Genomic DNA, 15,867 nt, shown 5'->3' on the forward strand with positions numbered 1-15,867 from the left:
GGGATGGCTATCCAAAACTGTGCGGAGCCATGGATGGCGGAGCTCAAGCGCCACATGGATGTGCCGAAGGAGCGTGTTTTGGATAGCCATCCCCACCGGCCGATACTCCGAATTAAAGAAGACAACGCATGGCCGAAGAAAACGACAACAGTCAGGAAAAAACCGAAGAGGCCACCCCCCGAAGGCTCGAAAAAGCCAAGGAGGATGGCCAGACCGCCCGCTCCAAAGAACTGGCCACGATGGCCGTTTTGCTGGCCGGCGCTGGTGGTCTGCTGATGTTCGGAGCTTCCCTGGGCGCCTCTATGGAAAGTATCATGCGCGACAGCTTCGTAATAGAACGCTCCGCCATCTTCGACACCCGCCACATGAGCGTTCAACTGATTGCTTCGGCAAAAGAAGCCGCCTGGGCTCTCGCACCACTGCTGGTCCTGCTGCTGATTGCCGCCATCGCCGGCTCCATCGGTATAGGCGGCCTGCTGGTCAGCGGCAAGGCCATCGCCCCCAAACTGAATCGTATGGACCCTCTCAAAGGTCTGAAACGCATGTTCTCCATGCGCTCGCTGATCGAACTGGTGAAAGCGATTCTCAAAGTCGGCCTGGTCATGGCCGTGGCGATCCTGATTCTGAACCTGCGCACAGATGACCTGCTCAGTATCTCCGAAGAACCCGCCCGGTCAGCCATGGAACACGTTGTCTGGACCCTTGGCTGGAGCTTTTTCATTTTGGCCTGCGCTACCATCGTCATCGCTGCGATCGACGTGCCTTTCCAGATCTTCGATCATCAGAAAAAGCTGCGCATGACCAAGCAGGAAGTGAAAGACGAGTACAAGGACACTGAAGGTAAACCGGAAGTGAAGGGCAAGATCCGCCAGCTGCAGCGCGAAATGGCCCAGCGCAGGATGATGCAGGATGTGCCCGGGGCAGACGTGGTGATCACCAACCCGACGCACTATGCGGTGGCGTTGAAATACGACCAGAAGAAAATGGCAGCGCCCATTGTGGTCGCCAAGGGGTCGGACGAAACGGCCTTCAAGATCATGGAGATTGCCCGCGAACACAAGGTGGATATCCTCCGTACGCCACCTCTGACACGGGCGGTTTACCACAACACCGAGGTGGGCGGCGAGATCCCGGATGGCCTGTATATGGCCATTGCCCAGGTGCTGGCCTACGTATTCCAGCTTCGTCAGTTCCGTAAAGGGCGTGGCCAGAAACCCCATATTCCGGACTTTCCGATTCCTTCGGATTTGCGGCGGGATGTTTGAGTTTGGAGTTTGCCTGTTTTATAGCCTGATGGTTGTGGGGAGGTGGTTCGTCGGGTGGGCTTTCCAAAACACGCTCAAGCACATCCCTGTGGCGCTTGAGCTCCGCCATCCATGGCTCCGCACAGTTTTGGAAAGCCCACCCGACGAACCACTTCTGACCTTTCGGTTAACTCCAAACGTAGCTCAGGACCGAGCTTCAATAACCCGAACCATGGGATCATGCCGGCTTTCGGGAATCGGAAGGCGATCATAAAAGTCCGCAGGATTGTGGACCGCCACAGAAGGGAACCCGCAAACAGTAAAATGCTCAGCGGCCTGTTGGTCATTCAGGAAATGAAAGCTGACATCACTCCGCGTCACCGCCCCCAGTAAACCGCCAAGGGACTTCAGTGTTCCCCGGAGCAGCGGCCGTTCTGGCATCAAGTAGCATTCGGACAGGTAGACCGAGCCCGGGCGCGGCTGCATCAGCCGGGCCAGGCGGTTCCAGAACTTTGAAATGACCGGCAGCGAGAAGTAACTGGTCAGGCCCTCGGTAATTACAACCATGGGTTCGTTGTTGTCGAAAGCCCTCTTGACGACCACCTCCAGGGACTGCACACCGGATTCCGCCAGAATATCGACGGGCATGACCTGGTGTTTATCGCCTAACCGACCGGCGACCAGCAACCGTGCTGCCTTGCGGGTGGCCATGTCGGGTAGGTCGGCTTCCACCATGTGAATGTGTGGATATTTGTCCCGCAAGCGGATGCCTCTCGGTGACATGCCGCAGGCAATTTCCAGCACCTGGGTGACACCGCGCCCGAGGGCCTGTTCGATCAGGTGGTCGATAATCAGGTGGCGTTGCAGCAGGAAGGTGCGGATGTTGCCGCCGAGGAGAGCCTTGCTGCTTGCCTCAAACGGTGTCATCAGATGGTATAGCCAGCGGCCCTGGCCGGTGGCCAGTATGTCGTCTGATAGCCCGTTCCGGTGCCAGACGGCACCGGTGTAAAGGGCGGTAAAGCTGATGCTCGAGCTGTCTTTGCCAGGGCTGTTGTCAGAGGGTGTCGTGTTCATGGATCTTTTTGCCCCAGGCCTCACCGCTGCCGGGGAGGATCAGGTTCAGTGCGATGGCCACCACTGCGCAAAGGGCGATGCCTTCAATATTGCCTATCGCCATGCCGCCGATACCGAACACCAGAGTGATGGCTACGATGACCAGGTTACGGGCCTGTGACAGGTCTACCTGGTGACGGATCAGGGTGTTCAGGCCTACCACAGCGATCGAGCCGAACAGCAGACACAGGATACCGCCCATAACCGGGGCCGGGATGGTCTGCAGGGCTGCGCCGAACTTGCCCACGAAGGCCAGTACGATGGCAATGCAGGCGGCCCAGATCATGACTTTCGGGTTGAAGTTTTTGGTCAGCACCACAGCGCCGGTCACTTCGGAGTAGGTGGTATTGGGCGGGCCACCGAGGGCCGAGGCAGCGCTGGTTGCCAGGCCGTCGCCCAGCAGGGTGCGGTGCAGACCGGGCTTTTTCAGGTAGTTTTTGCGGGTAACGGTGCCAATGGCCAGGATATCGCCGATGTGCTCGATGGCAGGTGCGATGGCGACCGGGATCATGAACAGGATGGCTGCCCAGCTGAATTCCGGGGTCACGAAATTGGGGACGGCGAACCAGGGTGCTTCGCTGATAGGGGATAGATCCACAATTCCGGCAATGGCGGATAGGATATACCCCACAACAATGCCGAACATGATCGGAATCAGTCGGAAAATACCGCTGGACCAGACAGCCATGATCACTGTCACTGCCAGGGAAATCATGGCGATCCAGATAGCGGTGTCGTAGGGCACCAGTTGCTCCGCGCCGTCACCGGTGCGGCCGGAGGCCATGTGAACGGCAACGGGTGCCAGGCCAAGGCCGATTACCATGATCACCGGTCCGATCACCACCGGGGGTAGCAGACGTGTGATGAAACCCGTGCCGCGCAGGCGAACCGCGCCACTGAGCACAATGTAGAGAATACCCGCAGCCATAAGGCCCCCCAGGGTTTCCTCCAGGCCGAAGCGGCCCTTGGCGGCAATGATCGGCGCGATAAACGCAAAGGAAGAGGCCAGGAAAATGGGAATCTGGCCGCCGGTGACGATGTGGAAAATCAGGGTGCCAATGCCGGCAGTGAAGAGCGCAACATTGGGGTCCAGGCCGGTAATCAGCGGCATCAGCACCAGCGCGCCAAAGGCGACCAGCAACATCTGCGAGCCGGCAAGGGCCTGTTTCCATACCGGGTCGTTCAGGTGGTCCTGCATGGTCACACGTCCTTCTGCTTGGTGCCGAAAATCTTGTCGCCGGCGTCGCCAAGGCCAGGAAGGATATAGCCTTTCTCGTTCAGCCTGTCATCAATGGATGCGGTGTAGATGGAGACATCCGGGTGCTTTTCCAACACTTTTTTGATGCCTTCCGGTGCGGCGACCAGAACCAGGGCGCGTATTTCATGGCTTCCGGCTTTCTTGAGCAGATCAATGGTGGAAATCATCGAGCCGCCGGTGGCCAGCATGGGGTCCACAATCATGGCCATGCGCTGGTCCAGTTCGCCCACCAGTTTTTCGAGGTAGGTGCTGGCTTCCAGGGTTTCCTCGTTTCTCACCTGGCCGACAACACTTACCCGGGCACCGGGGATCAGGGTCAGTACGCCGTCCAGCATACCCATGCCGGCGCGTAAGATTGGAACGACGGTGATCTTCTTGCCCTGGATCTGTTCAATTTCCACCGGGCCAGCCCAACCCTCAATGGTCTTTTTCTGCAGGGAGAAATCCTTGGTGGCCTCGTAGGTCAGCAGGGCCCCCACTTCCTGGGCCAGTTCCCGGAAATTCTTGGTGCTGATGTCGGCGCGGCGCATCAGGCCGAGTTTGTGGCGGATCAGCGGGTGTTTCACCTCGTGGATTGGCATGGGGTCACCTTTATTTGCGTTCTGGTCTGTGTCTGGATGCTGTGTGTCGCGCGGCGCAAAGGCCGGCAAATGGCGCAAGGATACCGTATATCGACAGGTCCGTCAGGCATGGCGGGCAGAAAAACTCTGAAGGCTGGTACGGATCTTGCGAATACCCTCCCTATCGATGCGCAGGCGTCAAAAAACCACCCGCGGATAACCGCGGTTAACCGCTTTTCGGAGAATTTTCCGGCATGGACCGAGCGTTAGTCCTCAATAATGTCAAATCCCTGACGCGGGGTAATCTGGGCGTTCCCGTTATGCTGATGGGACTGCTGGGCATGATGATACTGCCCATGCCCGCGTTCATGCTGGACGTGTTTTTTACCTTCAACATCACGCTATCCATCGTGATCCTGCTGGTGTGTGTCTATGCCCTGCGACCCATGGAGTTTGCCTCCTTTCCCACGGTATTGCTGGTAGCCACGCTGCTGCGGCTGGCACTCAACGTTGCCTCCACCCGGATCGTACTACTTAACGGCCACGAAGGCGGGGACGCCGCCGGTAAGGTCATCGAATCCTTTGGGGCGGTACTGATCGGCGGAAACTACGCGGTTGGCCTGGTGGTGTTTGCCATCCTCATGATCATCAACTTTCTGGTGGTTACCAAAGGCGCTGGCCGGGTTTCCGAAGTCAGTGCGCGCTTCACCCTGGATGCCATGCCGGGCAAGCAGATGGCCATTGATGCAGACCTCAATGCCGGCCTGATCAACCAGGATGAGGCCAAGCACCGTCGTTCCGAGATTGCCCAGGAGGCAGACTTCTACGGCTCCATGGACGGTGCCAGCAAGTTCGTCAAGGGCGATGCCGTTGCCGGGTTGTTGATACTGGCCATCAACCTGATCGGTGGTATTGTCATCGGCATGCTCCAGCACGGACTGGATTTTGGCACTGCCACCCAGAACTACGCGCTGCTGACCATTGGTGACGGCCTGGTCGCCCAGATTCCCTCCCTGCTGCTCTCCACCTCCGCCGCCATCATGGTGACGCGAGTGACATCAAGCCAGGACATGGGCGGACAGATCCTGCAGCAGATGTTCAACGCGCCCAAGGCACTGGGCATTGCCGCCTTTATCCTGATCATTCTCGGCCTGATTCCGGGTATGCCCCATGTGGCCTTTCTTGGTCTTGGCGCTATTTCCGGTGCGATTGCCTGGTACATCTGGCAGGAAGAGCGCCAGACCGTTGAAGAGGAAGGTGTGTATCCGGCAAGGGGAGGCGGTGCGAGGCCGGCTGGCCGTGACATTACATCTGCTGGTGACAGCGTTGAACAGGGCGCCCAGCTTCCACCTCCGGGTGAGACCCGGGAGCTGGGATGGGACGACGTGGCAACCGTGGACATTGTTGGCCTGGAGGTGGGATACCGGCTGATCCCGCTGGTGGACAAATCCCAGGGCGGTCAGTTGTTGAGTCGGATCAAGGGGGTGCGCAAGAAGCTTTCCCAGGATCTGGGGTTCCTGATGCCATCCGTTCACATTCGCGACAACCTTGACCTGATGCCCAATGTGTATCGCATAACCCTGATGGGCGTGACCATCGCCGAGGCCGAGATCCATCCGGACCGGGAACTGGCCATCGACCCGGGGCAGGTGTTTGGCAAGATTGAGGGTATTGCGGGCAAGGACCCCGCTTTCGGTCTCGACGCCAGCTGGATCGAGCCGGACAAGAAGGATCAGGCGCAGACACTGGGCTATACGGTTGTGGATGCCAGCACAGTGGTGGCCACACACCTCAACCAGATCCTGCAGAAACACGCCCATGAGTTACTGGGCCATGAGGAGGTTCAGAAATGGCTGGACCAGCTGGAAAAGGTATCGCCAAAGCTGGCTGAAGAGTTGGTCCCCACTACTGTATCGATCAGTCTGTTGCTGAAAGTGTTGCAGAACCTGCTGAAAGAGGAAGTGCCGGTAAGGGATATGCGGTCCATTGCCGAAGCTATCGTCAACGTGCATCCGAAGAGCCAGGACCCGAAACTGCTGACCACCGTTGCCCGCCAGTCACTGCGCCGGATGATTGTTCAGAGCATCTGTGGCAACGATGCCGAGATCCCGGTAATCACCCTGGATCCAGACCTGGAACAGTTATTGCTTAAGTCCATGCAGCAGAGTCAACAATCCGGCGGTCAGGAAGACATCGGGCTGGTACTGGAACCGAATATGGTCGAGAAGCTCCAGCGCTCACTTCAGGACAGCGTCCAGCGCCAGGAAATGCTGGGCAAGCCGGCAATACTGCTGGTATCCGGGCCACTGCGACCGGTACTGGCCAAGTTTGCAAGTTTCGGGGTAGAGCGATTGCACGTGTTGTCCTACCAGGAAATTCCGGACAACAAACAGATTACCATCGTGGCATCCGTAGGCCAGTAAAGGCCGCGGACGGCAAGGCGGAAGGCGACACAGAGCGCTGACCGGGGAGGAAGAGTCATCATGAAAGTAAAACGGTTTTTTGCACAGAGCATGGCAGAGGCGCTGCGCCAGGTGCGTGACCAGATGGGGCCGGATGCGGTGATTCTGTCCAATCGTCGTGTGGATGGTGGTGTCGAAATAGTGACAGCACTGGATTATGACGAAAACATGGCGCGTCAACGGCTGGGCGATGCCGCGCGGGAAGCAACCAACGGCTCGCGGCTGGCGGAGCTCCAGGCGGAACAGCACCGCCGCCTGGAGGATGAGCTTGGCCGTTCCCGGGAGCGAATCCGCGAAGTCAGGGAAAAACGCGCCGTCCAGGGCAGTCGGAATAATGTCGGGGATCAGGGTTTTGCCAGCATGGCAGCCGATGCCTTCAGCGGCAGCGAAGTCATGCCGCAAGAGACCGTCAATGCAGATTCCGGATATTCCGGCGAACTGGCCCAGATGCGTGCAGAGATCAGTTCTCTCAGGGACCTGGTCAGTGCCAACCGTGGTCCCGAGCCTGAGAAAACCGCGGTGAATGCCGTGCAGCAACGTCTGGCGGAACGGCTGCAGGAATTTGGCCTGGGCCATGAGCTTGCCGGCTCACTGTCCCGTCGACACCGTGCGGGGCGCCTGGAGGATGGTTGGAAGCAGTCGCTGAAGATGCTGGCGGCCGGTGTGAAAACCGCCCGGACCGAGTGGTCGGAAGAGGGCGGCGTCTATGCCCTGGTGGGACCTACCGGATCCGGCAAGACCACCACCATCGGCAAACTCGCGGCCCATTACGTACTGCGTCATGGCGCGGACTCCCTGGCGCTGGTGACCACGGACCGCTATCGGGTGGCCGCCCATGAGCAATTGTTCGTATTCGGGCGTATTCTGAATGTGCCGGTGAGGGTGGTGGATGAGAGCCATTCCCTGGATGATATTCTCGACGAGTTATCGGACCGGCACCTGGTGCTGATTGATACCGCCGGCCTTACCAGCACCGACAAAGGCTACGAGGAGCAACTTACGGAACTGGCCCGTAGCCACCATCAGATTCGTACCCATCTGGTGGTTTCCGCAACGAGTCAGCCGCGTATCATGAAATCCGTCTGGCATTGCTATAAGATGGCAAATCTGACGGGTTGTGTGATGACCAAAATTGACGAAGCACTGACCCTGGGAGAATCGCTGGGATTTGTCATGGAGACAGGGTTACCGGTGGCCTATTACACCGACGGCCAGAAGATCCCGGAAGACCTGCACCACGCCGAGCCCGTGCCGTTGGTGCGGCTGGCCGTGGAGAGGCTGAAAAAACTCCAGCAGCAAGAGGCAGTCGCTGTTTAATAACAACACAGCCTGCGGTTAAACGTGGCAAGAGATCAGAACCAGTATGAGCAAACCACATCCGGTACAGGTGATTGCGATTTCCGGCGGGAAGGGTGGCGTTGGCAAGAGTAACGTTGCGGTAAACCTTGGTATCGCCCTTTCACAGAAAGGGCGGCGGGTGGTGCTTCTTGATGCCGATCTTGGGCTTGGCAACATAGACGTATTGCTGGGCATTACCGCCAGCCGAAATATCCAGGATGTCATTACCGGCGAATGTGAACTGCGGGACGTGCTGGTCAACGGCCCTGGCGGCATCAAAATTGTGCCTGCCTCCTCCGGCACCCAGCGGATGACCCAGCTGACCTCGCTTGAGCACGCTGGCCTGATCAATGCCTTCAGTGAGCTGGGCGACCAGATTGACGTGCTGATTGTGGATACCGCAGCCGGTATTTCCGACTCCGTCGTCAGCTTCCTTCGCGCCTCTCAGGAACTGTTGCTGGTTGTGTGCGACGAACCCACTTCCATCACCGACGCCTACGCCCTGATTAAACTGATGAACCGGGACTACGGCACCAACCGTTTCCGTATACTGGCAAATCAGGTACGTAATGAGCAGGAAGGCCGCCATCTTTTTGAAAAACTGACCAGAGTGACCGAGCGGTTTCTGGATGTGGCACTACAATATGTTGGTATAGTGCCTTACGACGAGGCCGTTAAAAAGGCGGTCCAGCGTCAGCGTGCTGTGCTGGACGCCTATCCCCGAGCCAAGGCATCACTGGCTATCAAGAGCCTGGCTGAGAAGGTCGACAACTGGCCGTTGCCACAATCGCCACGGGGCCATCTGGAATTCTTCGTGGAGCGGCTCGTCGAAGTCTGAATTTGATCCTGTCACCGAAAAGCCGGATACATGACATTGGCGAAAGAACTTGGAATCTACCACCGGACCGGCACGCAGGGCCCCTCGCAACTTGTTGAAGAGCAGGCGCCGCTGGTCAAAAAAATAGCGCTGCATCTCATGGCCCGGTTGCCGGCCTCGGTCCAGTTGGAGGACCTCATGCAGGCCGGTATGATCGGCCTGCTGGAAGCGGCCCAACGCTACAGTTCCACCAAAGGTGCTACTTTCGAGACCTATGCGGGTATCCGCATCCGTGGCGCCATGGTGGATGAGATCCGCAAGGGCGATTGGGTTCCCCGCTCCGTCCACAGAAGCTCCCGCCGTATTGCCAAGGCCATCAAGGCCGTTGAGGACCGTCTGGGCCGCGAAGCCCTCGATTGGGAAGTTGCCGAAGAGCTCGGCCAGAGCCTCGATGAATATCACTCCGCATTGAGCGATGCCAACAGTGGCCGACTTTTTAGTCTCGATGAGCTCAATGAATCCGGAGACCTGCCGATAGAAGAAACAGAGGCCAGTGATAATCCCCTGGACGGTCTGTCGTCGGACAACTTCCGGAAGAATCTGGCCACGGCGATTGGCGACCTGCCGGAACGCGAAAAACTGGTGCTCAGCCTGTATTACCAGGAAGAGCTGAACCTGAAGGAAATTGGCGCGGTACTGGGTGTCAGCGAGAGCCGGGTAAGCCAGATTCACAGCCAGGCGGCACTTCGTTTGCGGGGTCGGCTCTCCGATTGGCGACAGTGAGACTTTCCCGTCACAGTCGTGGTGCAGCGTTGCAAAGCATTCTTTACTGTAGCCTTTTGGTAACCGGCGCTTTACAACCGTGCCAAAGGCAACACAATAAGCGGTAAATCTGCCGGCTTGCCGGACTGAAAGCCGGAAGCCAGAAACGAATTCCGGGCGTTTTAAACTGGAGGTCCCATTGGACAAGAACATGAAAATCCTGATCGTGGATGACTTCTCCACCATGCGACGGATCATCAAGAACCTGCTTCGCGATCTGGGCTTTACCAACACCGATGAAGCGGACGACGGCAATACTGCACTGCCAATGCTCCGCAGCGGCAAATATGATTTCCTGGTGACAGACTGGAACATGCCGGGCATGTCCGGGCTGGACCTTCTCAAGGAAGTCAGGGCTGATGAGAACCTCAAGACTCTGCCGGTACTCATGGTAACCGCGGAAGCAAAACGGGATCAGATCGTAGCGGCAGCTCAGGCCGGGGTGAATGGCTACGTAGTCAAGCCGTTCACCGCCGCGGTCCTGAAGGAGAAGATTGAGAAAATCTTCGAGCGAATCCAGTAATCAGAGGTCGGACGGGCTTCCATGAGTGAAAGTAACAAGAACCAACAGGAGCTTGACCCGGAGATTACGGAAAAGCTTCGCAGCCAGGCTGCAGAGTTGGTTGAGCAGGTAAATGCCGGAGAGTATGGCCGGGCCATGACCCTGATCAATGAGCTCAGTGAGGTCAGGGACCAGAGTCTGTATCGCGAGGTAGGCCGACTGACCCGTAGCCTCCATGAGGCAATCCGCAACTTCCAGATTGATCCGCGTAATGCCGAGCAGTCAGAGGCGCTGTCGAAAATGACTGATGCTTCGGACCGGTTGGAATACGTGGTACAGATGACCGGAAAGGCCGCCAACCGCACCATGGACCTGGTGGAAGAAGCCATGCCCAGGGCCAGCTCGATTCGTGATGAAGCGGCGGAACTGAGGGATGAGTGGCAGCGGCTGCGCCGCCGGGAGATGGCGCCGGCAGAATTCCGCGAACTCTATGCCCGGATAGACACGTTTTTCGTCAGCCTCAATGCCGACGCCAGCGCCATGTACGAGAATCTGTCGGAAATATTGCTGGCCCAGGATTTCCAGGACCTGACCGGCCAGGTCATCCAGAAGGTCACCACACTGGTCAAAGAGGTAGAGGAACACCTGCTTAGCCTGGTGGTGATGGCCAGCCATGTGGACCAGATGACCGGCACGGTGCACGAACTGGAAGAAAAAGAGAAAGTATCGGCGGAGCAGGGTGTCGGCCCGCAGATAAAAGCCGAAGAGCGCGAAGATGTTGTATCGGGCCAGGACGATGTTGATGATCTTCTGTCCAGTCTCGGTTTCTGAGGAAAAGAGGGTAACCCATGGCGTTTGATGCCGATGAAGAGATCCTGCAGGACTTCCTTGTTGAAGCAGGCGAGATACTCGAAAAGTTGTCTGAGCAGCTTGTCGACCTGGAGCAACATCCTGATGACAGCGATCTGCTCAACGCCATTTTCCGTGGGTTCCACACTGTAAAAGGCGGTGCCGGCTTTCTTCAGCTGGACCCGCTGGTTCGCTGCTGTCATTCCGCGGAGAACGTGTTCGATATCCTGCGCAACCACAAGCGCAAGGTTGACTCTGAATTGATGGACGTGGTGCTGGAAGCGCTGGACCATGTCAATGCGATGTTCGAGCAGGTTCGTCACCACGAAGAACTGACACCGGCTCCCGACGAACTGATTGCTGCCCTTGATGCCCTGGCGCAACCTGCAGGGGAAGCACCAGCGGCGAATACGGGCGCTGGCAAAGCGGAAGCAACGGCTGACGCCAGCCCCAACGACGATAACGGCGATATCACCGACGACGAATTCGAACAACTGCTGGACGCTCTCGAAGACGAGAAGAACGGAGCCCCGGGGGCATCCGGGAATGTCAGCGAACCTGCCGGCGATGACAGCAGCGGTGCCGGCGATGAAATCTCCGATGATGAATTCGAGGCTCTGTTGGATCAACTGCACGGCAAGGGGCAGTTCGCCGGTCCGCCCGATACCGCCAAGGCTGATGAACACAAGTCGGAAGCCGCTGATGACAGTGGCAACAAGAGCGGTGACGACCTGATTTCCGACGACGAATTTGAAAAGCTGCTGGACGATCTGCATGGCAAGGGGGGTAGTCCCACCGCCGATACGTCAGCCACTACTTCGGCACCGTCTGACAGTAAACCGGCGGCCAAATCGCCCGCTTCCGACAACCCTGTCAAACCGCCCCTGAAGCCTGAAAAACCGCAGGCAGACGGCAAGGCTGGTGCCGCCTCGGCCGCGCCTGCGATGCCATCCCGGGATGCGAATGCACCTGTGGCTGAAACCTCAGTGCGTGTCGACACCAAGCGGCTTGATGACATCATGAATATGGTGGGTGAGCTGGTACTGGTGCGCAACCGGCTTCAGCGCCTGGGTGCGCAGAGTGAAGATGAGCATATGCATAAGGCCGTCTCCAACCTCGATGTCGTTACCACAGACCTTCAGTCAGCGGTGATGGCAACGCGAATGCAGCCCATCAAGAAGGTATTTGGCCGTTTCCCCCGGGTGGTTCGTGACCTGGCGCGGAACCTCAGGAAAGAGATCAATCTTGAGATGCACGGCGAAGATACGGACCTGGACAAGAATCTCGTAGAAGCACTGTCCGATCCACTGGTGCATCTGGTGCGTAACTCGGTTGACCATGGTATTGAAGCTCCGGACATCCGGGAAAAAGCCGGCAAGCCCCGCCAGGGGACGGTGACTCTGTCTGCAGAGCAGGAAGGTGACCATATCCTTCTGTCTATCGAGGACGACGGCGCTGGTATGGACCCTGACGTCCTGCGCCGCAAAGCTGTGGAAAAGGGCATCTATGAGCAGGATGCCGCTGACCGCCTGACCAACACCGAGTGTTATAACCTCATTTTCGCTGCAGGCTTCTCCACCAAGGACCAGATTTCCGACGTGTCGGGCCGTGGCGTTGGCATGGATGTGGTCAAGACCAAGATCGGCCAGCTCAATGGGCAGCTGAGTGTCGAGTCGGAACTGGGCAAGGGCTCGCGCATCGTTATAAAGGTTCCGCTGACGCTGGCCATCATGCCCACACTGATGATCATGCTGGGGGACCAGTCCTTCGCCTTGCCTCTGGTCAACGTGGTAGAAATTTTCCATCTGGATCTGAGCAAAAAGAATATTGTCGACGGCCGCGAATGCATTGTTGTCCGGGACAAGGTGTTCCCGCTGTTCCATATCAAGCGGTGGCTGGTGAAAGGTGCGGCCGGTGAGCCGGAGCCCGAGAACGCCCATGTGGTGATCGTCGCCATGGGTACCCGCCGGGTTGGATTTGTGGTGGACCAGCTTGTGGGCCAGGAAGAGGTCGTTATCAAGCCTCTTGGTCGCGCCCTGCAGGGAACACCGGGCATGGCGGGTGCAACCATCACCGGTGACGGCCGTATCGCACTCATAATTGACGTTCCAAGCCTGCTTCAGAATTACGGCTGACCGTTTTTCAGTTGCGGATCAGCAGCAGGCCCGGGTTTAGGAGAAATGGATGACGGTTTCTGTCCTGGTCGTTGATGATTCAGGTTTCTTCCGCAAGCGACTGACGGAAATCCTGACTGCGTCCGGTCAGATCAAGGTGGTGGGCGTTGCCACAAACGGCCGTGAGGGTGTGGAGCTTGCTGAAAAGCTGCGGCCTGATGTCATCACCATGGATTACGAAATGCCGGTGATGGACGGTATATCCGCTGTTCGTGAAATCATGAAACGGCATCCCGTTCCGGTGCTGATGTTTTCTTCGCTGACCTACGAAGGCGCCCGGGTCACCCTGGATGCTCTTGAAGCCGGTGCTGTGGATTTCCTCCCCAAGAATTTCGAGGAAATTGCGAGGGACTCCAGCCAGCTTCAGAAGATTCTGATCGATCGCATAATGGACGTTGCGGGCAGCCGGCCGGGAGCGAAGTCGGCTCCTTCACCGGCTGCAGCTCCGGTACCGCGTCCTGCTGCGGAACAACGCGCTACACCTGTCAGCCCACATCCGGGGCGCGACAAACCCAGGCCGGCACCGGAGCCACAACCGACGGCCCGGCACACCTCCCGCCGTGGCGCCGCCAAGCATTACAGTGTGGTCGCCATTGGAACCTCAACAGGCGGTCCGGTCGCGCTGCAGCGTGTGCTGACAGCGCTGCCAGCAGGATTTCCCGCACCGTTGGTGTTGATTCAGCATATGCCCGCCAGCTTTACCCCCGCGTTCGCAGAACGGCTGAACAAGCTCTGTCAGATTGAGGTTCGTCAGGCTGCTGATGGCGATATGCTCAAACCGGGTCTGGCCCTGTTGGCACCCGGCGGCAAACAGATGATGATCGAGAATCGGGGCGGCCAGGGACGCATACGTATACTGCCCGGTGATGACCGACTCAACTACAAGCCCTGTGTGGATGTCACCTTCGGTTCGCTGGCAAGGAGTTTTCCCGGCAAGACTCTGGGCGTGATCCTTACCGGTATGGGGTCGGATGGCAAGGAAGGCTGCCGGATGATGAAACAGAGTGGCTCTGATATCTGGTCCCAGGATGAAAAAACCTCGGTGATCTATGGCATGCCAATGGCGGTAGCCAGGGCCGGCCTGTCTACCGAGATTCTCGCGCTTGATGATATCGGCCCCCGTCTGGTTGAAGGGGTGAGCTGATGGATATTCTCAGCCTGTTGGGCGTAATTCTTGCGTTTGTGGCCATCCTTGGCGGCAACCTGCTGGAAGGTGGCGCAGTCAGTTCCCTGTTCAACGGCCCGGCAGCGTTGATTGTGATCGGCGGTACACTCGCCGCTACCATTCTCCAGACCTCCTGGCCGCTGCTGAAAAGAGCCTGTTCCCAGGCCCGGTGGGTGTTTTTTCCCCCTTATGTCAGCCTCGAAGACGGTATCGGTAAGGTCATCGACTGGAGCGTGAAAGCCCGCAAGCAAGGGCTATTGGGACTCGAAGGCCTGGCGGAGAAAGAATCCGAACGATTTGCCCGCAAGGGGCTGCAACTGCTGGTTGATGGAGCCGAGACCGAAACCATCCGCAGCATCATGGAGGTGGATCTGGAATCCCGGGAACAGCGGGACCTGGAATCTGCCCGGGTATTTGAGGCCATGGGCGGCTATTCGCCCACTATAGGCATTATCGGCGCCGTGATGGGGCTGATCCAGGTGATGACCAACCTTGAAGACCCCCAGTCGCTCGGTAGCGGTATTGCCACTGCTTTCGTTGCCACTATCTATGGTGTGGCGCTGGCCAATCTCCTGTTCTTCCCCGTTGCCAACAAATTGCGGGGCATCCTCAGGGAGCGCACCCGTTACGAAGATATGATGATCGACGGCATCATCGCCATCGCGGAAGGAGAGAATCCCAAGTCCATCGAATTGCGGCTGCGGGGCTTTCTGTGAGACGTCGCAGGCGCCGGGACGATGACCTTCACAACAAGGAGCGGTGGCTGATTTCCTATGCCGACTTCATCACGCTGTTGTTTGCCTTTTTCGTCGTAATGTACTCCGTGTCTTCGGTCAATGAGGGCAAGTACAAGGTGCTGTCGGAAACCCTGACCGGCGTTTTTAATGCACCACAGCGCTCCTTTCAGCCCATTGAAGTGGGTGACCAGCCACGCCGTGCCATACCCCGGGCAGCCGAAGATGTGATTGCCCCCCCGGTAACGGAAGCACCCCAGAATCCTGCCATGAGTGAGCAGGGGCGTACAGAGGCACTTCGTGCCATGGCCGACCAGCTTGCCCTGGAGTTTGACGAGTTGATTAACCAGGGCGTTGTGACTCTGGAAACCAGTGATGAATGGCTTGAACTTAGCCTTCGTAACAGCCTGCTGTTTGGCAGTGGCGATGCAGAACCCCATTACGACGCGTTTGAGGTGGTGGAAAAAATCGCCGGTGTGCTCCGCAACCGCGATAACGCGATCCGGGTGGAGGGTTTTACCGATAACCTGCCGATACGCACCAATGCTTTCCCGTCAAACTGGGAGCTTTCGGCGGCCCGAGCTGCCGCCATTGTGCGCATGCTGTCGATGGAAGGGGTTGAGTCGGAGCGCCTCGCTGCGGTTGGCTACGGAGAGTATCAGCCCGTGGCTCGCAACGACACCGAAGAGGGGAGGCGACGCAATCGCCGGGTGGTATTGCTGGTTTCCCGCGATGCCAGCATCCGCGGTGCCATGCGATAAACGCTTTGTTCCCATGCACTTGCCGGAAGCTGACGGAAGGTCCCTATAGGCAAGTTGGCATAATATCT

General features: G+C 58.0%; 14 protein-coding genes. 11 read left to right on the forward strand and 3 right to left on the reverse strand.

Going from position 1 to position 15,867, the window contains the following annotated elements; all coding sequences use genetic code 11:
• Positions 1–128 precede the first annotated feature (128 nt).
• Positions 129–1,265, forward strand: coding sequence for a flagellar biosynthesis protein FlhB (gene flhB / locus ABJM11_RS06870; protein ID WP_348295010.1), 1,137 nt, complete (start codon positions 129–131; stop codon positions 1,263–1,265).
• Between the two features lie 183 nt (positions 1,266–1,448).
• Here flhB and ABJM11_RS06875 read toward each other — a convergent pair whose 3' ends face one another.
• From ABJM11_RS06875 to upp, 3 genes are read right to left on the reverse strand one after another with little or no spacing between them, the layout of a single operon-like run.
• Positions 1,449–2,318 (reverse strand): class I SAM-dependent methyltransferase, encoded by an 870-nt coding sequence (locus ABJM11_RS06875; protein WP_348295011.1) that lies wholly within the window; start codon positions 2,316–2,318, stop codon positions 1,449–1,451.
• Positions 2,299–3,555, reverse strand: coding sequence for a uracil-xanthine permease family protein (locus ABJM11_RS06880; protein WP_348295012.1), 1,257 nt, complete (start codon positions 3,553–3,555; stop codon positions 2,299–2,301). The genes ABJM11_RS06875 and ABJM11_RS06880 overlap by 20 nt, the downstream gene beginning before the upstream one ends.
• A 2-nt stretch (positions 3,556–3,557) precedes the next feature.
• Positions 3,558–4,196 (reverse strand): uracil phosphoribosyltransferase, encoded by a 639-nt coding sequence (gene upp / locus ABJM11_RS06885; RefSeq protein WP_348295013.1) that lies wholly within the window; start codon positions 4,194–4,196, stop codon positions 3,558–3,560.
• 233 nt (positions 4,197–4,429) lie between these two features.
• Here upp and flhA point away from each other — a divergent pair, with 233 nt between their 5' ends.
• The 10 genes from flhA (at position 4,430) to motD (ending at position 15,799) form a co-directional block, all read left to right on the forward strand.
• Positions 4,430–6,598 (forward strand): flagellar biosynthesis protein FlhA, encoded by a 2,169-nt coding sequence (flhA, locus tag ABJM11_RS06890; protein WP_348295014.1) that lies wholly within the window; start codon positions 4,430–4,432, stop codon positions 6,596–6,598.
• A gap of 60 nt (positions 6,599–6,658) precedes the next feature.
• On the forward strand, positions 6,659–7,954 hold the full coding sequence (flhF, locus tag ABJM11_RS06895; protein ID WP_348295015.1) for a flagellar biosynthesis protein FlhF: 1,296 nt from the start codon (positions 6,659–6,661) through the stop codon (positions 7,952–7,954).
• 46 nt (positions 7,955–8,000) lie between these two features.
• Positions 8,001–8,813 carry a MinD/ParA family protein gene (locus tag ABJM11_RS06900; RefSeq protein ID WP_348295016.1) on the forward strand — a complete coding sequence of 271 codons (813 nt, stop codon included), beginning with the start codon at positions 8,001–8,003 and terminating at the stop codon, positions 8,811–8,813.
• 30 nt (positions 8,814–8,843) lie between these two features.
• Entirely contained in the window at positions 8,844–9,575 is a 732-nt protein-coding gene (locus tag ABJM11_RS06905; RefSeq protein ID WP_348295017.1) for an RNA polymerase sigma factor FliA, read from the forward strand.
• A gap of 178 nt (positions 9,576–9,753) precedes the next feature.
• Positions 9,754–10,137, forward strand: a complete 384-nt coding sequence (cheY, locus tag ABJM11_RS06910) for a chemotaxis response regulator CheY (protein ID WP_114613228.1) — start codon at positions 9,754–9,756, stop codon at positions 10,135–10,137.
• 21 nt (positions 10,138–10,158) lie between these two features.
• On the forward strand, positions 10,159–10,947 hold the full coding sequence (locus ABJM11_RS06915; RefSeq protein ID WP_348295018.1) for a protein phosphatase CheZ: 789 nt from the start codon (positions 10,159–10,161) through the stop codon (positions 10,945–10,947).
• Between the two features lie 17 nt (positions 10,948–10,964).
• Positions 10,965–13,100 (forward strand): chemotaxis protein CheA, encoded by a 2,136-nt coding sequence (locus ABJM11_RS06920; RefSeq protein WP_348295019.1) that lies wholly within the window; start codon positions 10,965–10,967, stop codon positions 13,098–13,100.
• A 49-nt stretch (positions 13,101–13,149) separates the two neighbouring features.
• The gene (locus ABJM11_RS06925) at positions 13,150–14,283 is read left to right on the forward strand and encodes a chemotaxis response regulator protein-glutamate methylesterase (protein WP_348295020.1); all 1,134 of its coding nucleotides are present in this window, start codon (positions 13,150–13,152) and stop codon (positions 14,281–14,283) included.
• A complete protein-coding gene (locus ABJM11_RS06930) occupies positions 14,283–15,020 on the forward strand; it encodes a flagellar motor protein (protein WP_348295021.1) in 738 nt (245 codons plus the stop codon). The genes ABJM11_RS06925 and ABJM11_RS06930 overlap by 1 nt, the downstream gene beginning before the upstream one ends.
• Positions 15,017–15,799 (forward strand): flagellar motor protein MotD, encoded by a 783-nt coding sequence (gene motD / locus ABJM11_RS06935; RefSeq protein ID WP_348295022.1) that lies wholly within the window; start codon positions 15,017–15,019, stop codon positions 15,797–15,799. The genes ABJM11_RS06930 and motD overlap by 4 nt, the downstream gene beginning before the upstream one ends.
• The last annotated feature ends 68 nt before the right edge of the window (positions 15,800–15,867 follow it).

Origin of the sequence: Marinobacter sp., assembly GCF_039977835.1 — a bacterium.
GTDB lineage: Bacteria > Pseudomonadota > Gammaproteobacteria > Pseudomonadales > Oleiphilaceae > Marinobacter.